Genomic DNA, 18,310 nt, shown 5'->3' with positions numbered 1-18,310 from the left:
TTTTTGCATCACTGCTCGAAAGCCGCTGACTCCGCGCCGCCCGTTTCTGCGGCGGCCTTCACCGTCCGGACGCCTGTTTCATCACGTCCGTACTGCGAAGGGGGCGAATCTTACCCCCCAGCCCTCCCATCGCGCAAGAGGGGCGCGTAGAAAAATTTTCTACCGGCTTCCGTTGAGCGCTGCCAGCGGCACAGCCTCAGCCATCGCCATATAACCCGCATCGCTCGGGTGGATGTGATCGCCACTGTCGTACTCGCGGCGCAATCGCACAGGATCAACGGGATCACGCAGCGCTACGTCGAAATCGACTACGTCGGCGAATGCATGGCTGGTCCTGATCCATTTATTCACCGATTGCCGGATTGTCTCGCGCGCCGGCGGCAGCGACGCCGGCGTCAAAGTCCCGCCAAGAATGCGCACGCCGCGCGCGTGCGCCAGCGCGATCACGCGCTTGTAGCCAGCAATCAGATCTTCCGCACTCACTTGCGTGTGCGGCGCGTCGCAGTCGAGTCCCGCCCGGGCCGGCATCGCCTGGAAATTGATGTCGTTGATACCGATAAGCAGTACCACCGTCTTCACGCCCGGGTGGCGCAGCGCGTCACGCTCGAAACGCCGCTCCAGCGCCTCACCGTAACAAGGAGAGTCGCTCAGCAAGCGGTTTCCGCTAATCCCGAGATCGATCACCGCCAGATCCGTCCGCTGCGCGCGCGCAAGGCGCCGCGCCAGTGCATCCGGCCAGCGTCGGTTCCGATTGAGCGACGACCGCATTCCGTCCGTGATCGAATCGCCGATAGCCGCGACCGTCGATGCCTGCGGCGCATCGACGGCCAATCCCGTCACCCAGGCGTACTGCGTGAAGCGCTGGGCGAAGGCGGCGGGTGAAGCGTCGGCGACATGGTCGCCCGGAGGCGAGACGTAGTTCAGCTGACTGCTCACCCGATGCCAGGCCGTCATCGTCTGGTGAGGCCCCATGTAGGAACTTATCGCGTAAGGCGCACCGGCGCGCAGATCGATCGCTACCGGATCACTGTCCAGTTCACCACCTGGCGGCACCGATACATCCGGCCGTCCGCCGAAGGTCACGTGCGCAGCACCCGTCGCGTTCGTCGCCGCGCCGCTCGCCGAAGGTGCAATCCCCATCGATTCGATGACAAGCGGCACGCGCCCGTACTCGTTACTAAGGTGAATCTTCGCGATCCGGCCGCCCAACGTCGGATACACGATCTGACGGATGGTGCGACCTGCAACATCGGGCGCACGGTAAAGCGGCGGCGGCGCAACGAGTGGCGGAATCGGCTGCAGCGCCGTCGCCCAGCTCGTTACCCATGTCGCCGACGGCTGGTCGGCTTCTGCCGGCGCGGCAATGCCCATCGCGACAAAAAGCGCGGCGCCAGCCGCAACGCTCGAGAAGGAAAGCTTCATCCGGCAGGAAAGGCAGGAGCAAAACGTCGATTGTGCCCGACGCCACGCGCGAGGCACCGTCGATCTCGCTAACGGAGCGAAAAAACTCGGCTGCATTGCGAACTACCCGGCCCAGACTGCGCAACTCCCATCCGACTCGCTAAAACTCACTCGGCGCTCCTCCCGATCCGCCGATTTTTTACGCAAGCGCAAAAAGCCATTTACCGACCGGTCGGTTGGCTTATACTGCGCCGCATAGCTAACGTTTAAATGAGTGTCCGCCATGTACACCCAATCGCTCGACATCCCCGACAACGTCGCCGCACCCGACATGGCGACTGCAACGCCGCAGCAGGCCCGCTTCGACGCCGTCATGGCCGCCGACGGCAAGATCGAGCCGCAGGACTGGATGCCCGACGCCTACCGCAAGACGCTCGTGCGCCAGATCTCGCAGCACGCGCATTCCGAGGTGGTCGGCATGCTGCCCGAGGGCAACTGGATCTCGCGCGCGCCCAGTCTCAAGCGCAAGGCGATCCTGCTCGCCAAGGTGCAGGACGAGGGCGGCCACGGCCTGTATCTCTACAGCGCGGCCGAAACGCTCGGCGTCTCGCGCGAACAGCTCGTCGATGCCCTGCACGCCGGCAAGGCCAAGTATTCGAGCATCTTCAACTACCCGACGCCCACCTGGGCGGACGTCGGCGTGATCGGCTGGCTCGTCGACGGCGCGGCGATCATGAACCAGATTCCGCTGTGCCGCTGCAGCTACGGCCCGTACGCGCGCGCCATGGTGCGCATCTGCAAGGAGGAGTCGTTCCATCAGCGCCAGGGGTTCGATGCGCTGCTCGCGATGATGCAGGGCACCGACGCGCAGCGCGCGCTCGTCCAGCAGGCGGTGAACCGCTGGTGGTGGCCGGTGCTGATGATGTTCGGTCCGGGCGATGCCGAGTCGGTGCACAGCAATCAGTCGACGAAATGGGGCATCAAGCGCATCTCGAACGACGACCTGCGCCAGAAGTTCGTCGACGCCACCGTCGAGCAGGCGCGCGTGCTGGGCGTGACGCTGCCCGACGCGGACCTGAAGTGGAACGAAGTGCGCGGCCACTACGACTACGGCGCGATCGACTGGGAAGAATTCCGGCGCGTGGTGAACGGCGACGGCCCGTGCAACCGCGAACGCCTCGCCACGCGCGTGAAGGCGCACGACGAGGGCGCCTGGGTGCGCGAAGCCGCGCTCGCCCACGCGCAAAAGCAGATCGGGCGTGCGCAACAGCACGCGGCCTGAGCCCGCCGCAACCGGTTGCGGGCGGCGAGCACCGACGCTCGCCGATACAGGCCGATCGAGGCCGAAACAGGCCGACGCAGACATCAAAGGAGAGCAGGAATGAACAAGGAATGGCCGATCTGGGAAGTGTTCGTGCGCAGCAAGCAGGGGCTCGACCACAAGCACTGCGGCAGCCTGCACGCGGCGGATGCATCGATGGCGCTGCACATGGCGCGCGACGTCTACACGCGCCGCCAGGAAGGCGTGAGCATCTGGGTGGTGCCGTCCGCGGCGATCACGGCGTCGGATCCGAACGAGAAGGCCGAGCTGTTCGAGCCGGCCGGCGACAAGATCTACCGGCATCCGACGTTCTACACGCTGCCCGACGAAGTCAACCACATGTAATAGACGAGCGCACGACATGACGACGCCCACGCCCGAACATCTCGCCTACGTGCTTCGCCTCGCCGATACGGCGCTGATCCTCGCTCAGCGCAACACGGAATGGTGCGGCCACGGCCCGGTCCTCGAGGAGGACATTGCGCTCGCCAACATGAGCCTCGATCTGATCGGTCAGGCGCGCCTGCTCTACACGCACGCCGCGACGCTGGAGAAGGCGCGCGGCGGCCCCGAGCGCACCGAGGACGACTACGCCTACTTCCGCGACGAGCGCGAGTTCAGGAACTACACGCTCGCCGAGCTGCCGCACTTCGGCCCGCTCGCGGGCACCGTTCACGCAGCCAACGACTATGCCGTGACGATCGTGCGCAATTTTCTCTACGCGACGCTGATGGCGCATTTGTGGAGCGCGCTGCTGCAATCGGCCGATGCGCAGCTCGCGGCGATTGCCGAGCGCTCGCTCAAGGAGACGCGCTACCACGTCCACCACGCGCGCGACTGGCTGGTGCGCCTCGGCGACGGCACCGACGAATCGCACCGCCGCGCGCAGGCCGCGCTCGACTGGCTGATGCCGTACACGCGCGAGTTCTTCAGCACCGATGCCGTGGAGACGGGCGTCGCCGAAGCGGGCATTGCGCCGCTCACCGCGCAGTTCGAGGCGGCCTGGCGCGCCGACGTGGAAGCCGCCATCGACGAGGCGACGCTCGCGCTGCCCGCACCGGTCGCACACGTGACGACCGGCAAGCTCGGCGAGCATTCAGAGCACATGGGCTACGTGCTCGCCGAGATGCAGAGCCTCGCGCGCCAGCATCCGGGCGCGTGCTGGTAAGGACGCGCGAGGCTACGTGAGACCGCTTCAGGAGGAAGTCACGATGCAGGCAACGACCGAGGCAAAGATAGACGCAAAGCTGGACGCAACGTCGGACCACGCGCTCGCCCGCGCCTGGGAAGCGCTCGAATCGGTGCCCGATCCGGAGATTCCGGTCGTCTCGATCCGCGAACTGGGCATCCTGCGCGCGGTGCGCCGCGGCGTCGACGGCCGGATCGAAGTGGTCATTACGCCGACCTATTCGGGCTGCCCGGCGATGTCGCAAATCGCCGAGGACGTCGCGCGCGCGCTCGACAGCGCGGGTCTTGCGCCCTACCGCATCGAGACGGCGCTCACGCCCGCCTGGACCACCGACTGGATCGGCGCGGCGGCGCGCGAGAAGCTGCGCGCGTTCGGCATCGCGCCGCCCACGGGCCCGTGCGGCGGCGGCGCGCAGGCGCTGCACGAGCAGCCGCTCACCTTCGTGCCGCGCTCCGCGCCGGTTTGCCCGCACTGCGGCTCGCCGCGCACCGAGCGCCTGGCGCAATTCGCCTCGACCGCCTGCAAGGCGCTGTACCGCTGCAACGACTGCCGCGAACCCTTCGACTACTTCAAACCGTACTGATATGGCCACTCCGCAATTCCATTCGCTGCGTATCCGTGAAGTGCGGCCCGAAACCGCGGATGCGGTCTCCGTCGCGTTCGAGGTTCCGCCTGCGCTGCGCGAGGCGTACCGCTTCACGCAGGGGCAGTTCGTCACGCTCAAGACCCATATCGACGGCGAGGAGACGCGCCGCTCGTACTCGATCTGCGTGGGCGTGACCGATTACGACCGCGACGGCGAGTTGCGCATCGGCATCAAGCGCGTGCGCGGCGGGCGCTTCTCGAACTTCGCATTCGACCAGCTTGCGCCGGGGCACGAAATCGACGTGATGACGCCCGACGGGCGCTTCTTCACGCACCTGAACGCGGAACACGGCAAACACTACGTGGCGTTTTCGGGCGGCTCAGGCATCACGCCGGTGCTCGCGATCATCAAGACGACGCTGGAGCTGGAGCCGCGCAGCGCGTTCACGCTGGTCTACGGCAACCGCAGCGTCGACCAGATCATGTTCGCCGAGGAACTCGAAGACCTGAAGAACCGGTTCATGAGCCGCTTCGTGCTCTACCACGTGCTCTCCGACGACCGGCAGGAGGTCGAACTCTTCAACGGCGTGCTCGACCAGGCGAAGTGCGCGGCGTTTCTGGACACGCTGCTGCCGCCCGCCGAGATCGACGAGGCGTTCATCTGCGGTCCCGCGCCGATGATGGATGCGGCCGAAGCGGCGCTGAAGGCGGCGGGCGTGGCGGCGCAGAACGTGCACGTCGAGCGCTTTGGCACGCCGCTGCCGCAGGCGGGCGTGCCGCCGGTCGAGATTGCCGCGGACACCCCGGCGGCGGAGCTGGAAATCGTGCTCGACGGCAAAACGCGCAGGCTGCGCCTGCCCTACGAGGGCGCGAGCCTGCTCGACGTGGGGCTGCACGCGGGTCTGGCGCTGCCGTACGCGTGCAAGGGCGGGGTGTGCTGCACCTGCCGCGCGAAGGTGCTCGAGGGCGTTGTGAAGATGGACCGGAACTACACGCTGGAAGCGCAGGAACTGAAGGATGGCTTCGTGCTGACCTGTCAGTGTCATCCGGTGAGCGACCGGATCGTCGTCAGTTACGACGAACGATAAGCTTAAGCCACAGTACGCTTTCAGCCCTCAGGCGATCCGCTTACACTAGGGGCCGCCCGCGACCGGTACAAATCCGGATAGCGGGCGGTCCTTTTTTATTCCGGTATCCCCTGATTGCGATGAGCCGCCGATGACCACGATTCACCTCACCCATGGCGAGCCCGTTGCGGCGGCGCTGCGCCAGGCGCTCGACGCAAACGGCCGCACTGATCGCGTGGTCGCGCTACCCGACGATCTCACCGTCGGCCCGCTACGCGATATCGACGAAGCCAGCGACCGGGGCGCGGCGCAGCGCGCGGCGTTCTGGCAGGGGCTCGATAACGAGCCCGAGACGCTGACAGAGTTGCTGACTGCGCGCGACTGCGCGGCGCTCGTCGCCCTCGAAGCCGACGACTCTAACGTGGTGATCTGGCACACGAATGCTGCCAGTGACCAGTTGACGCTGCGGCGCATCTGCTACCGGCTGCGCAACGCGCCGCAGCGCCTGAACGAGGTGCGCCTCGCCGACAGCGATGTCGCGGGCGATGCCGCCGTAGAACGGCTGCGCGCGCGCCTTCCCGACGCCGCGCCGATCTCGGTGCTGCGTATCACGCGGCTCGCGCTGGAATGGCAGGAGACGAAGTTCGCGAACGGCGAGACGCGCCACTGGCACGACAATACGTTCACGAGCGGCACCTGGGCCGACCTCGATCAGTCGATCGTCGCGATCCTGGGCGCTGCGCACGAGCCGTGGCTCGCGCCGGCTGCCATCACGGCCGCCCTGCGGTCCTTCGACGCGGACGCGACGGTGTGCGAGCGGATCGTGCTGTGGCGCCTCCACGAACTCGCGGCGGCCGGTGAACTGGGCCTGCGCGACGACATGTCCGCCGCACGTGCGCTGACCCAGCCGCCCGCGTCGCCCGCGTCGCCCGCATCGCCCGCGTCGATGGCCGCCACGCACGTACCTGCGCCCCCCTCTCTCCCCCGCTGACATCATGGCCCGCACCCGAGCGCCCGATCACGAAACGCAACGCGAGCAGATCCTCGACCTCGCCGCCGCGAAGTTCGCGCAGACGAGCTATCCGAGCACGTCCATGTCCGATCTCGCAGCGGCGAGCGGCACGTCGAAGGCCCGTCTCTACCACTATTACGAGAGTAAGGAAGCGATCCTCTTCGATCTGCTCGACCGCTATACGAAGCGGCTGATGCTGATCATCGCGGAGGTGGAAGGCGCAAGCCAGCGGCAGGGCCTCGACGAACGCGAGACGTTTGCCGAGCTGATCCGTGCGTTCCTTGCCGAATACGAGACGTCGCACAGCCGCCACGTCGCGCTGCTCAACGACGTGAAGTACCTTGAGGACGCGCAGCGCGAGATTATCCTGAACCGCCAGCGCGACGTGGTCGCCGCGTTCGCGCGCCAGCTTGCGCGCGCCTACCCCGGGCGCGTGAGCACCGAGAACCAGACGGCGCTGACGATGATGGTGTTCGGCATGATCAACTGGACCTTCACGTGGCTGAAGCCGGGGGGCCGGATGGGCTACCGCGACTTCGCCGAACAGGTGATCGGCGTGATCGATCATGGAATGCAAACCGCATGAAACCCGCTTCGGCCATGGGTTTGAGCCGGATCATTTGCTGCGATGCAACATGACATCCCAGTGACAGCGCACTCATCCACGGCTTCCCTTCAAAATAATTAAACCCGTGGAATCAATGGACTGCGACAATTCGTCTGTGAATTAGTATCAACATTCGGGTCGGAAATCGGGGTTTTCCCTAGCTCGACCCCAGGGTTTCCGCTAGAATCTGTTTTTGCGACGCATCATGCGCCCGCATGCCAAGGAGAACCCGCCCATGAACACGATTACGACGCAAGCGAACGAGCCGATTCTGCCGTCCGGCCATACGCTGTCGTCCGGTCAGTCGCCTGTCATGGTGCGCGTCCTCACCTCGGCCGACCGCAAGCGCCTGCTCGGCCACTTCCTCGCCCTCGCCATCGACGACCGGCTGCTGCGCTTCGGCCAGGCCGCGCCGGACCACGTGATCGAGAAGTACGTCGGGTCGATGGACTTCACGCGCGACACCGTGTTCGGCGTGTTCGATTGTCAACTGGAACTGGTCGGCGTCGGCCACCTCGCCTATCTGCCGGCAGACGGCAATGGCCGCACCGCGGAATTCGGCGTCTCCGTGCTCGAAAGCGCGCGCGGCCAGGGAATCGGTTCGAAGCTGTTCGAGCGCGCGGCGATCCGCAGCCGCAACACCCACGTGACGACGCTCTACATGCATTGCCTCTCGCGCAATTCGACGATGATGCACATCGCCAGGAAGTCGGGCATGAAGATCGAATACGCCTACGGCGAAGCCGACGCATATCTGTCGCTGGAACCGGCTGACCAGAGCAGCATCATTTCGGAAATGATCCAGGAGCAAGCCGCGGCGTTCGACTACGCGATCAAGCGTCAGGCTCGCCAGGCTTCGAAGCTGATCGAAGCGATCCTGCCGCAAACCATCGCGGCCTGAGCGCCCTCCGGGCGCCCTACCAGTAGCGAAAAAAGCGGCTTCGGCCGATTTTTTTTTGCGCGAGTACCGGCAGTAGCACCCGCGCTCAGAGGATCGGCAGAGCGGTCGTTTCCTTGATCGCCGCCAGCGAGAAGCTCGTCTTCACGTCGATCACCGACGGATGGTGCAGCAACTGCTCCTGCACGAAGCGCGAGAAGTGCGCCATATCCTCCACCTGTACGCGCAGCAGGTAGTCCATGTCGCCCGTCATCGCGTGGCAGGCCACGACTTCCGGCCAGGCCTGCACCGCCGCGCGGAACAGTTCGGCGTGCGTCGCGGCGGTGCGGCCCACGAGTCCCTCACGCGTCACAGCCGGGCCGCCCCGCTTTTCTAGCCGCACGTTCACGTAGGCCAGCAAATCGAGCCCCAGCTTCTGCGGATCGAGCAGCGCCACATAACCGCGAATCACGCCGCTGTCCTCCAGCCGGCGGATGCGGCGTAAGCACGGGCTCGGCGACAGGTTCACGCGCTCCGCAATGTCCTGATTCGAGAGCCGCCCATTCTCCTGAAGGATCGCGAGAATCCGGCGGTCGATTGCGTCCAGTTCGATATTCGCCATGTTCTGCCTTTCATGGGCCATTTGATGGCAGTTTATAGCGCAATCTCCAACCCACACGGTCAAGTTCGCAAGTTTTCACCCGAATCGCGCCGCTAGCATGGGATCAGAACAAGTGCTGAAGCGCTAAGTCTGGTTGACCGTTTTGCGTGGGACCAGAGTAGGCGCTAAAGCGCTAACTCCAGCCGACGCGCTGTGCGTGGGACCAGAGTAGGCGCTAAAGCGCTAACTCCAGCCGACGCGCTGTGCGTGGGGCCAGAGTAAGCGCTAAAGCGCCAACTCTGGCCGACACAGGAGACAAACATGCAGATTTCCACCTGGGACAACCCCGTCGGCACCGACGGGTTCGAGTTCATCGAATACACCGCACCCGACCCAAAAGCGCTCGGTAAGCTGTTCGAGCAAATGGGCTTTACCGCCATCGCGCGTCACCGCCACAAGAACGTCACGCTGTATCGCCAGGGCGGCATCAACTTCATCGTCAACGCCGAACCCGATTCGTTCGCCCAGCGCTTCGCCCGCCTGCACGGTCCGTCGATCTGCGCCATCGCCTTTCGCGTGCGCGACGCCGCAAAGGCCTACGCGCACGCGCTCGAATGCGGCGCCTGGGGCTTCGACAACAAAACCGGCCCGATGGAGCTGAACATCCCCGCGATCAAGGGCGTGGGCGACTCGCTGATTTATTTCGTCGACCGCTGGCGCGGCAAGAACGGCGCCGCCCCGGGCAGCATCGGCGATATCGACATCTACGACGTCGACTTCGAACCGATCCCCCGCGCCAACCAGCATCCGGTCGGCCACGGCCTCACCTATATCGACCACCTGACACACAACGTTCACCGCGGCTGCATGAACGAGTGGGCCGAGTTCTACGAACGCCTGTTCAACTTCCGCGAAGTCCGCTACTTCGACATCGAAGGCAAGGTGACCGGCGTGAAGTCGAAGGCCATGACCTCGCCGTGCGGCAAGATCCGCATTCCGATCAACGAAGAAGGGTCGGAAACCCCGGGCCAGATCCAGGAATACCTCGAGGCCTATCACGGCGAAGGCATCCAGCACATCGCGCTCGGCACCAGCGATATCTACCGGACCGTCGACGGCGTGCGCGCGTCGAATATCGCGCTGCTCGACACCATCGACACCTATTACGAACTCGTGGACCGCCGCATCCCGAACCACGGCGAGCCGCTCGCCGAACTGAAAAAGCGCAAGATCCTGATCGACGGTGCACCCGGCGACCTGCTGCTGCAGATCTTCACCGCCAACCAGATCGGCCCCATTTTCTTCGAGATCATTCAGCGCAAGGGCAATCAGGGCTTCGGCGAGGGCAATTTCAAGGCGCTGTTCGAATCGATCGAGCTCGACCAGATTCGTCGCGGCGTCGTGCACGACAAGACTTGACTACGGACATAGCGGCGGACGTAACTGCCGCCAACGCACAAGCAAAAAGGGCGAAGATCAGCCGATCTTCGCCCTTTTTGTCTTTCTGGAGCCTGCTGCCGCACACCCGGCAGCGGGCTCCTTTCGTGGGTGGGACGCCGCGCGGATCAGCGCAGCGTCATGGAAAACGCGTGAATAAGTCGCGGAAAGCGTCAGGCTTTCCGGCCGGCGATCAAAGCGGTCGATGCCGCCGTGAGCCTGACATCGGCCCGCGCGCACTGCGCGGGACGGTTCGTTTCACCGGCGCCGCTTTGGCTGCGCGCGTTCGCCAGCAGCGGCGTGTTCATCGCGAAGAAAGCGGCCGAGACCGTCAGGAAGGTCTGGATGTGTCGGTTGTTCATGCTGTACTCCTTTTTGAGGCTGCCTGTGGCGTCTGTTGCGCCTGTTGCGGTCGTACCCCATTGACTGCCTGGGGCGCTGCGCGAAATGCACAGGTGATTCCGTTAGACAGAAATATCAAGACCAGTTCTGTCAGAGTGCAGGTTTTACACGCTGTTACGCCGCGCGGCATTCCGATACATCCATTGTTACAACACCTGGGCGGCGCCTCGAAGGCGCGTGAATCGCACAAAATCGCCGTGGAATAAGGGTTTCAGCCGATTTCCGGCGCCAGCGGCGGGTTTGCCCCACTGCTACTATCGGAAAAAACACGCCAATATGGCGCGCCAGGCCAAAGCATTCACAAGATGTCGAGGCACTGAGTTCTGGCGATCCCAAAACGATGGTGGATGGAGGAGTACAAATAATGAATGCCCCGCTCGACGCTGGTCAGCGTGCTTCGCTCGAAGCCGCACTAGCTTCTGTCACGCTCGACGACAAATACACGCTCGATCGCGGCCGCGCGTACATGAGCGGCATCCAGGCGCTGGTCCGCCTGCCGATGCTGCAACAGGAACGCGACAAAGCAGCAGGTCTCAATACGGCGGGGTTCATCTCCGGCTATCGCGGCTCGCCGCTCGGCGGTCTCGACCTGTCGCTCTGGAAAGCCAAACAGCACCTCGCCGGTCACGGAATCGTCTTCCAGCCCGGCGTCAACGAAGACCTCGCCGCCACCGCCGTCTGGGGGTCGCAGCAGGTGAATCTCTACCCGTCGGCAAAATACGACGGCGTATTTTCGATGTGGTACGGCAAGGGCCCCGGCGTCGACCGCTGCGGCGACGTGCTCAAGCACGCCAATTCGGCGGGTTCTTCCCGTCACGGCGGCGTCCTCGTGCTCGCGGGCGACGACCACGCCGCGAAGTCGTCGACACTCGCGCACCAGTCGGAGCACATCTTCAAGGCCTGCGGCCTGCCGGTGCTGTTCCCGTCGAACGTCCAGGAATACCTCGACTTCGGCCTGCACGGCTGGGCCATGAGCCGCTATTCCGGCCTCTGGGTCGCCATGAAGTGCGTGACCGACGTGGTCGAATCGTCGGCTTCGGTCGAGATCGACCCGCATCGCACCGACATCATCCTGCCGGGCGACTTCGTCCTGCCCGAAGGCGGGCTCAACATCCGCTGGCCCGATCCGCCGCTCGTCCAGGAAGCGCGTCTGCTCGACTACAAGTGGTATGCGGCCCTCGCGTACGTGCGCGCCAACAAGCTCGACCGCGTCGAAATCGATTCGCCGCATGCGCGCTTCGGCATCATGACCGGCGGCAAAGCCTATCTCGACGTGCGCCAGGCGCTGACCGATCTCGGCCTCGACGACGAAACCTGTTCGCGCATCGGCGTGCGGCTCTACAAGGTCGGCTGCGTGTGGCCGCTCGAAGCGCAAGGCGCCCAGGCGTTCGCGCGCGGTCTCGAAGAGATTCTCGTGGTCGAGGAAAAGCGTCAGATCCTCGAATACGCGATCAAGGAAGAGCTGTACAACTGGCCCGACGCCCAGCGTCCGCGCGTGTACGGCAAGTTCGACGAGAAGGACGGCGCCGGCGGCGAATGGTCGGTGCCGATGGGCAACTGGCTCTTGCCCGCGCACTACGAACTCTCGCCCGCGATCATCGCCAAGGCCATTGCCACGCGCCTCGACAAGTTCGATCTGCCCTCCGACGTGCGCGCGCGCATCGCCTCGCGCATCGCCGTGATCGAGGCCAAGGAAAAGGCGCTCGCGAAGCCGCGCGTGCAGGTCGAGCGCAAGCCGTGGTTCTGCTCGGGCTGCCCGCACAACACGTCGACGAACGTGCCGGAAGGCTCGCGCGCGATGGCCGGCATCGGCTGCCACTACATGACCACCTGGATGGACCGCAGCACCAGCACCTTCAGCCAGATGGGCGGCGAAGGCGTGGCGTGGGTCGGCCAGGCGCCGTTCACGAACGACAAGCACGTGTTCGCCAACCTCGGCGACGGCACCTATTTCCACTCGGGTCTGCTCGCGATTCGCGCGGCCATCGCGTCGAAGGCGAACATCACCTACAAGATCCTCTACAACGACGCAGTCGCGATGACGGGCGGCCAGCCCGTGGACGGCGTGCTCACCGTGCCGCAGATCACGCATCAGCTCGCCTCGGAAGGCGCCGCGAAAATCGTGATCGTCACCGACGAGCCCGAGAAGTACGACGGCGTGACTTCGCTCGCGCCGGGCGTCACGATCCATCACCGCGATCAGCTCGACGCGATCCAGCGCGAACTGCGCGAGATCGCCGGCACGACGATTCTGATCTACGACCAGACCTGCGCCACCGAAAAGCGCCGCCGCCGCAAGCGCGGCACGTATCCGGATCCGGCGAAGCGCGTCGTGATCAACGAGGCCGTCTGCGAAGGCTGCGGCGACTGCTCGGTGCAGTCGAACTGCCTGTCGGTCGAGCCGGTCGATACCGAGTACGGCACGAAGCGTCAGATCAACCAGTCGAGCTGCAACAAGGACTATTCCTGCGTGAAGGGCTTCTGCCCGAGCTTCGTGACCGTCGTCGGCGGACAGCTTCGCAAGCCAAGCGCGAGCAGCGTCGCGAACGACACGATGCCGGCCGTGCCGACGCCCGACATCCCCGCGCTCGCGCGGCCCTATGGCGTGCTCGTGACGGGCGTGGGCGGCACCGGCGTCGTGACGATCGGCGCGCTGCTCGGCATGGCCGCGCACCTGGAGAGCAAGGGCGTGACCGTGCTCGACGTGACCGGCCTCGCGCAGAAGGGCGGCGCGGTGATGAGCCACGTGCAGATCGCGAACCGGCCCGACGACATCCACGCGACCCGCATCGCCATGGGCGAGGCGAAGCTCGTGATCGGCTGCGACGCCATCGTGACCGCCAGCGACGACTGCGTCTCGCGCATGCAGGTCGGCCAGACCAGCGTCGTGCTCAACAGCGCGCCCACGCCGACTGCGGAGTTCATCAAGAACCCGAAGTGGCGGTTCCCGGGCACGAACACCGAAGCCGATGTGCGCGCCGCGGCAGGCACGGACAATGTCGTCGCCATCGACGCGAATCGCTACGCGGTCGCGCTGCTCGGCGACGCGATCTACACGAACCCGTTCGTGCTCGGCTACGCGTGGCAGCGCGGCTGGCTGCCGCTCGGGCATGCGTCGCTCACGCGCGCGATCGAGCTGAACGGCGTGCAGGTGGAGAAGAACCTCGCGGCGTTCGAGTGGGGCCGCCGCACGGCGCACGACCGCGCCGCAGTCGACGCGCTCGTCAAGCAACCCGCAGCACAGCAGCAGGCGATGGACGACACGGGCGCGAAGATCGTCTCGCTGCACACGCCGAAGGCGCTCGACGCACTGATCGAGAAGCGCGCGCAGTATCTCGCCGCGTACCAGAACGACGCCTACGCGTCGCGTTATCGCGCGCTGGTCGCGGACGTGCGCGCGGCGGAAGGCAAGCTCGACCGGGCAGATGGCCAGTTCGCGCTGACCGAAGCCGTCGCGAAGAACCTGCACAAGCTGATGGCGTACAAGGACGAGTACGAAGTCGCGCGCCTCTATACCGATCCCGCGTTCATCGAGAAGCTGAAGGCGAGCTTCGAAGGCGACTGGAAGCTCAACTTCCACCTCGCGCCGCCCTCGTTCGCAAAGCACGACGACAAGGGCCATCTGCTGAAGAAGCAGTACGGCCCGCGCATGCTCACCGCCATGCGCGTGCTCGCGAAGCTGAAGTTCCTGCGCGGCACGGCGCTCGATCCGTTTGGCCGCACCGAGGAACGGCGTCACGAACGCGCGCTGATCGGCGAGTACGAAGCGCTCGTGCGCGAATTGATCAAGGGCGTCGACATCGGCAATCTCGCGCTCGCGGTCGAACTGGCGGATCTTCCGGACGGCATTCGCGGCTACGGCCACGTGAAGGAGAACAACCTGAAAGCCGTGCGCGCGAAGTGGGTGGCGCTGCTCGACAAGTGGCGCTCGCCGCAGGGCGGCGCGGCGCGTCACGCTGCGTGATGGGTTGTTATCTGAAGCGCTGAAGCTGCCGTAAAAACAAAGGGCGCTCCGTGAAAACGGAGCGCCCTTTTCATTGAGCGCCTGGATCAGATGCAGCCAGATGCGCTCGGTCCAACATCAGTCCAACTCGCTCGCGCTTAGCGTGCCGCAGCCTTCCTCACGGCCGCGTTCGCCGAAGCGACCGCCGTCATATTGATGATGCGTCGCACGGTCGCCGCAGGCGTCAGGATATGCACCGGCTTCGACGCGCCGAGCAGGAACGGACCCACCGTCACGCCTTCGCCGCCGATCACCTTCAGCAGGTTGTAGACGATGTTCGCGGCTTCCACGTTCGGCATGATGAGCAGGTTCGCTTCGCCCGCGAGCGTCGTGCCCGGGAACGCCTGCTTGCGGATCACCTCCGAAAGCGCTGCGTCGCCGTGCATTTCGCCGTCCACTTCGAGCTGCGGCGCACGTTGCGCCAGCAGCTCGCGCGCCGCCTGCATGCGCTGCGACGTGGACGAGCGCACGCTGCCGAAGTTCGAGCTGGACAGCAGCGCGACCTTCGGCGTGATGCCGAACTTCTCGATCTCGCGCGCCGCAAGAATCGTCATGTCGGCGAGTTGCTCGGCGCTCGGCACTTCGTTCACATAGGTGTCGGAGATGAAGAGGTTGCGGCCCGGCAGCATCAGCAGATTCATCGCCGCGTAGTTCTCGGCGCCGTCTGCCTTGCCGAGCACCTGCTCGACGAAATTCAGATGGAAGTCGAAGCTGTTCACGAGGCCGCAGATCATGCCGTCCGCGTCGCCGAGATGCACGAGGATCGCGCCGATCAGCGTGTTGAACTTGCGCACCGCCGCCTTCGCAACGTCGGGCGTGACGCCCCGGCGCGCGCCGATCTGGTGGTAGGCCTGCCAGCTCTTCTGGAAGCGCGGATCGTCTTCCGGATCGACGATCTCGAAGTCGGTGCCCGCGCGCAGCTTCGAGCCCATCTTCTTCAGGCGCATTTCCACCACGGACGGGCGGCCCACGATGATCGGCTTCGCGATCTTTTCGGTGAGCACGAACTGCGCGGCGCGCAGCACGCGCTCGTCCTCGCCCTCGGCGAACACGATGCGCGCCTGGCTCGCCTTCGCAGCGGCGAACACCGGGCGCATCACCATGCCCGAGCGATAGACCGTCGCGCCAAGCTGCTCGCGGTAGGCGTCCATATCGGCGATCGGGCGCGTCGCGACGCCCGAATCCATCGCCGCCTGCGCAACCGCCGGAGCGATCTTGATGATGAGGCGCGGATCGAACGGCTTCGGAATCAGGTACTCCGGGCCGAATTCGAGCGTGTGGCCTTCGTACGCCTTCGCCACTTCATCGCCCTGATCGGTTTCTTCGGCGAGTTCCGCAATCGCGCGCACGCACGCGAGCTTCATCTCTTCCGTGATCGTCGTCGCGCCGACGTCGAGCGCGCCGCGGAAGATGAACGGGAAGCACAGCACGTTGTTGACCTGGTTCGGATAGTCCGAACGGCCCGTCGCGATGATCGCATCCGGGCGCACGGCTTTCGCCTCTTCCGGACGGATTTCCGGATCGGGGTTCGCCAGCGCGAGGATCAGCGGCTTCACGCCCATGTCCTTCACCATCTCGGGCTTGAGCACGCCCGCGCTCGAGCAGCCGAGGAACACGTCGGCCTGCTTGATCGCGTCGGCGAGCGTGCGCGCCTGCGTGTTGGCCGCGTAGCGCGCCTTCGACGGATCGAGATTGCCGCGGCCCTCGTAGATCACGCCCTTCGAGTCGGCGACGAGGATGTTCTCCTTCTTCAGACCGAGCTTCACGAGCAGGTCGAGGCAGGCAATCGCCGCCGCGCCCGCGCCGGAACACACGAACTTCACGCTGCCGAGATCCTTGCCGACGACCTTCAGGCCGTTGAGGATCGCAGCGGACGCGATGATCGCCGTGCCGTGCTGGTCGTCGTGGAAGACGGGGATCTTCATGCGCTCGCGCAGCTTCTGCTCGATGTAGAAGCACTCGGGCGCCTTGATGTCTTCGAGGTTGACGCCGCCGAGCGTCGGCTCGAGCATGGCGATCGCTTCGACGAGCTTGTCCGGGTCCGATTCGCTGAGTTCGATGTCGAAGACGTCGATGCCGGCGAATTTCTTGAAGAGACAGCCCTTGCCTTCCATCACCGGCTTCGCGGCGAGCGGGCCGATGTTGCCGAGGCCGAGCACGGCGGTGCCGTTCGTCACGACGCCGACGAGGTTGCCGCGCGACGTGTACTTCTGCGCGTCGAGCGGCTCGTCGAAGATCGCCATGCACGCGGCGGCGACGCCGGGCGAATACGCGAGCGAGAGGTCGAGCTGATTCGACAGCGGCTTGGTCGGGGTGACCGAAATCTTGCCGGGTTTCGGATTCTGGTGGTACGCGAGCGCGCTTTGCTTCAGTTGTTCATCCATTTCAGGCCTGCCTGGACGTGAGCGACGGGAGTCGTCTTGTGGTCGTGAATTCGTCGCTTCGCTCGACGCGCTCAAAGGGTCGACGGCGCAGCCCCGTGCGCAGGACATGCGGCGACGGGAAACCCCGGCGTGGAGAGCGAAACGGCGAGTGCTAATTGGCGGGGGCGATTAGTGTACACCCGAGGCAACGCGCGTGAATCAGTACGTGAGTCCGCGCACGCGTCCGCACGTGAGTCCGCGCGTGAATCCGGTTCGTCGAACGCTGCGCACCATGGCGCCGTGCGCACGGCTCGTCGCCGTATCTCAAGTCGGGTAAAATACGCGGCTACGCGCGCAAGAGAAGCCGTCCGGACCGTGCGGGCCGCCCCAGACGAACTCCCGAAGAACCTCGGGCAACGTCAGGCAGCCAACGCCATCCGGGCCGCGCATCGCGGGTTCCGGTGCAACGCATCCGGATTCGCCGTGCCAGCGCCACAGGGCCAGCCCCCGAGGCCTCGCGCCCGCCCTCCTCGCTTTCATATCCAAGGATTCGCCCATGACAGGCTACGATCGCCAGACGATCTCGGACACGACCGCCAAAATGCTGCTCGAAGTGAAGGCCGTGCACTTCAACGCCGAAAAGCCCTTCATCTTCACTTCCGGCTGGGCGAGCCCGGTCTACATCGACTGCCGCAAGCTGATCTCGTACCCGCGCGTGCGCCGCGGCCTGATGGAAATGGCAGAAGCCACGATCCTGCGCGACGTCGGCTACGAGCAGATCGACGCCGTCGCGGGCGGCGAAACCGCGGGCATTCCGTTCGCCGCATGGCTCTCGGACCGTCTGATGGTGCCCATGCAGTACGTGCGCAAGAAGCCGAAGGGCTTTGGCCGCAACGCGCAGATCGAGGGTCTGCTCACCGAAGGCCAGCGCGTGCTGCTCGTCGAAGACCTGACCACCGACAGCCGCAGCAAGATCAACTTCATCAACGCGCTGCGCACGGCCGGCGCGACGGTGAACCACTGCTTCGTGCTGTTCCACTACAACATCTTCAAGGAAAGCGTTTCGGTGCTGAAAGACATCGACGTCGACCTGCACGCGCTCGCAACGTGGTGGGACGTGCTGCGCGTCGCGAAGGATTCGGGCTACTTCGAAACGAAGACGCTCGACGAAGTCGAGAAATTCCTGCACGCACCGGCCGAATGGTCGGCAGCGCACGGCGGCGCGACGGCGGCACCGCAGTAAGCAGCGCGGTTAGCAGCACAGACGGCGCGGCGGCTGCCCGGCGCACCGCGGCAACACGAAAAACCCACTGTCCTGCCGGACATGAACTGACCCCACGAAGTTGGACGGTTAAATAGCTAGGTGGGCAAGGCCTGAGTCCTGTACTGCACGGGGCTCAGGCCTTTTAGTTTGAGCTTGATGCGCTCGTGGTTGTAGTAGTGGA

Annotated in this window: 16 protein-coding genes; 11 read left to right on the top strand and 5 right to left on the bottom strand. The window is 65.1% G+C overall.

Annotated elements, in window-relative coordinates; all coding sequences use genetic code 11:
- Nucleotides 1–159 precede the first annotated feature (159 nt).
- A complete protein-coding gene (locus EPN59_RS08190; RefSeq protein WP_293036866.1) occupies nt 160–1,422 on the bottom strand; it encodes an SGNH/GDSL hydrolase family protein in 1,263 nt (420 codons plus the stop codon).
- A gap of 262 nt (nt 1,423–1,684) precedes the next feature.
- Here EPN59_RS08190 and paaA point away from each other — a divergent pair, with 262 nt between their 5' ends.
- From paaA to EPN59_RS08150, 8 genes are all read left to right on the top strand, one after another.
- The gene (gene paaA / locus EPN59_RS08185) at nt 1,685–2,683 is read left to right on the top strand and encodes a 1,2-phenylacetyl-CoA epoxidase subunit PaaA (protein ID WP_293036840.1); all 999 of its coding nucleotides are present in this window, start codon (nt 1,685–1,687) and stop codon (nt 2,681–2,683) included.
- Between the two features lie 99 nt (nt 2,684–2,782).
- The gene (paaB, locus tag EPN59_RS08180; RefSeq protein WP_293036842.1) at nt 2,783–3,067 is read left to right on the top strand and encodes a 1,2-phenylacetyl-CoA epoxidase subunit PaaB; all 285 of its coding nucleotides are present in this window, start codon (nt 2,783–2,785) and stop codon (nt 3,065–3,067) included.
- A 16-nt stretch (nt 3,068–3,083) separates the two neighbouring features.
- Nucleotides 3,084–3,890 (top strand): 1,2-phenylacetyl-CoA epoxidase subunit PaaC, encoded by an 807-nt coding sequence (gene paaC, locus EPN59_RS08175; protein ID WP_293036844.1) that lies wholly within the window; start codon nt 3,084–3,086, stop codon nt 3,888–3,890.
- A gap of 43 nt (nt 3,891–3,933) precedes the next feature.
- Entirely contained in the window at nt 3,934–4,494 is a 561-nt protein-coding gene (paaD, locus tag EPN59_RS08170) for a 1,2-phenylacetyl-CoA epoxidase subunit PaaD (RefSeq protein WP_293036868.1), read from the top strand.
- Nucleotide 4,495: 1 nt separating this feature from the next.
- Nucleotides 4,496–5,584, top strand: a complete 1,089-nt coding sequence (gene paaE / locus EPN59_RS08165; protein ID WP_293036846.1) for a 1,2-phenylacetyl-CoA epoxidase subunit PaaE — start codon at nt 4,496–4,498, stop codon at nt 5,582–5,584.
- A 130-nt stretch (nt 5,585–5,714) separates the two neighbouring features.
- Complete coding sequence (locus tag EPN59_RS08160) at nt 5,715–6,554, top strand: DUF1835 domain-containing protein (RefSeq protein ID WP_293036848.1); 840 nt, start codon at nt 5,715–5,717, stop codon at nt 6,552–6,554.
- 4 nt (nt 6,555–6,558) lie between these two features.
- Nucleotides 6,559–7,161: a TetR/AcrR family transcriptional regulator gene (locus EPN59_RS08155; RefSeq protein ID WP_293036850.1), complete on the top strand. Its 603-nt coding sequence runs from the start codon at nt 6,559–6,561 to the stop codon at nt 7,159–7,161.
- Nucleotides 7,162–7,417: 256 nt separating this feature from the next.
- A complete protein-coding gene (locus tag EPN59_RS08150; RefSeq protein WP_293036852.1) occupies nt 7,418–8,083 on the top strand; it encodes a GNAT family protein in 666 nt (221 codons plus the stop codon).
- 85 nt (nt 8,084–8,168) lie between these two features.
- Here EPN59_RS08150 and EPN59_RS08145 read toward each other — a convergent pair whose 3' ends face one another.
- Nucleotides 8,169–8,681 (bottom strand): Lrp/AsnC family transcriptional regulator, encoded by a 513-nt coding sequence (locus EPN59_RS08145; protein WP_293036854.1) that lies wholly within the window; start codon nt 8,679–8,681, stop codon nt 8,169–8,171.
- 300 nt (nt 8,682–8,981) lie between these two features.
- Here EPN59_RS08145 and hppD point away from each other — a divergent pair, with 300 nt between their 5' ends.
- Nucleotides 8,982–10,079 carry a 4-hydroxyphenylpyruvate dioxygenase gene (gene hppD / locus EPN59_RS08140; protein ID WP_293036856.1) on the top strand — a complete coding sequence of 366 codons (1,098 nt, stop codon included), beginning with the start codon at nt 8,982–8,984 and terminating at the stop codon, nt 10,077–10,079.
- A 191-nt stretch (nt 10,080–10,270) separates the two neighbouring features.
- Here the strand turns inward: hppD and EPN59_RS08135 are convergent, their stop codons facing one another.
- A complete protein-coding gene (locus EPN59_RS08135; RefSeq protein ID WP_293036858.1) occupies nt 10,271–10,459 on the bottom strand; it encodes a hypothetical protein in 189 nt (62 codons plus the stop codon).
- Nucleotides 10,460–10,863: 404 nt separating this feature from the next.
- On the opposite strand from EPN59_RS08135, the gene EPN59_RS08130 reads away from it, so the two are divergent.
- Nucleotides 10,864–14,463, top strand: coding sequence for an indolepyruvate ferredoxin oxidoreductase family protein (locus EPN59_RS08130; RefSeq protein ID WP_293036860.1), 3,600 nt, complete (start codon nt 10,864–10,866; stop codon nt 14,461–14,463).
- A 137-nt stretch (nt 14,464–14,600) separates the two neighbouring features.
- Here EPN59_RS08130 and EPN59_RS08125 read toward each other — a convergent pair whose 3' ends face one another.
- Nucleotides 14,601–16,886: an NADP-dependent malic enzyme gene (locus EPN59_RS08125; RefSeq protein WP_293036862.1), complete on the bottom strand. Its 2,286-nt coding sequence runs from the start codon at nt 16,884–16,886 to the stop codon at nt 14,601–14,603.
- Nucleotides 16,887–17,421: 535 nt separating this feature from the next.
- Here EPN59_RS08125 and EPN59_RS08120 point away from each other — a divergent pair.
- Entirely contained in the window at nt 17,422–18,108 is a 687-nt protein-coding gene (locus tag EPN59_RS08120) for an orotate phosphoribosyltransferase (protein WP_293036864.1), read from the top strand.
- 116 nt (nt 18,109–18,224) lie between these two features.
- Here EPN59_RS08120 and EPN59_RS08115 read toward each other — a convergent pair.
- Nucleotides 18,225–18,310: IS3 family transposase (locus tag EPN59_RS08115; RefSeq protein WP_293039224.1), on the bottom strand; the 86-nt coding region annotated here is incomplete at its 5' end.

Origin of the sequence: Paraburkholderia sp. (genome assembly GCF_004298475.1) — a bacterium.
Classification (GTDB): domain Bacteria; phylum Pseudomonadota; class Gammaproteobacteria; order Burkholderiales; family Burkholderiaceae; genus Paraburkholderia; species Paraburkholderia denitrificans.
Note: the sequence above shows the minus strand (reverse complement) of the source record. Positions and strands in the feature narration are given on the sequence as shown.

Coding starts and splice junctions, on each gene's coding strand:
- paaD (WP_293036868.1), top strand. CDS start 3,934: ATGCAGGCAACGACCGAGGCAAAGATAGACGCAAAGCTGGACGCAACG.
- paaB (WP_293036842.1), top strand. CDS start 2,783: ATGAACAAGGAATGGCCGATCTGGGAAGTGTTCGTGCGCAGCAAGCAG.
- paaC (WP_293036844.1), top strand. CDS start 3,084: ATGACGACGCCCACGCCCGAACATCTCGCCTACGTGCTTCGCCTCGCC.
- EPN59_RS08190 (WP_293036866.1), bottom strand. CDS start 1,422: ATGAAGCTTTCCTTCTCGAGCGTTGCGGCTGGCGCCGCGCTTTTTGTC.
- EPN59_RS08120 (WP_293036864.1), top strand. CDS start 17,422: ATGACAGGCTACGATCGCCAGACGATCTCGGACACGACCGCCAAAATG.
- EPN59_RS08130 (WP_293036860.1), top strand. CDS start 10,864: ATGAATGCCCCGCTCGACGCTGGTCAGCGTGCTTCGCTCGAAGCCGCA.
- paaA (WP_293036840.1), top strand. CDS start 1,685: ATGTACACCCAATCGCTCGACATCCCCGACAACGTCGCCGCACCCGAC.
- EPN59_RS08150 (WP_293036852.1), top strand. CDS start 7,418: ATGAACACGATTACGACGCAAGCGAACGAGCCGATTCTGCCGTCCGGC.
- hppD (WP_293036856.1), top strand. CDS start 8,982: ATGCAGATTTCCACCTGGGACAACCCCGTCGGCACCGACGGGTTCGAG.
- EPN59_RS08145 (WP_293036854.1), bottom strand. CDS start 8,681: ATGGCGAATATCGAACTGGACGCAATCGACCGCCGGATTCTCGCGATC.
- EPN59_RS08155 (WP_293036850.1), top strand. CDS start 6,559: ATGGCCCGCACCCGAGCGCCCGATCACGAAACGCAACGCGAGCAGATC.
- EPN59_RS08135 (WP_293036858.1), bottom strand. CDS start 10,459: ATGAACAACCGACACATCCAGACCTTCCTGACGGTCTCGGCCGCTTTC.
- paaE (WP_293036846.1), top strand. CDS start 4,496: ATGGCCACTCCGCAATTCCATTCGCTGCGTATCCGTGAAGTGCGGCCC.
- EPN59_RS08160 (WP_293036848.1), top strand. CDS start 5,715: ATGACCACGATTCACCTCACCCATGGCGAGCCCGTTGCGGCGGCGCTG.
- EPN59_RS08125 (WP_293036862.1), bottom strand. CDS start 16,886: ATGGATGAACAACTGAAGCAAAGCGCGCTCGCGTACCACCAGAATCCG.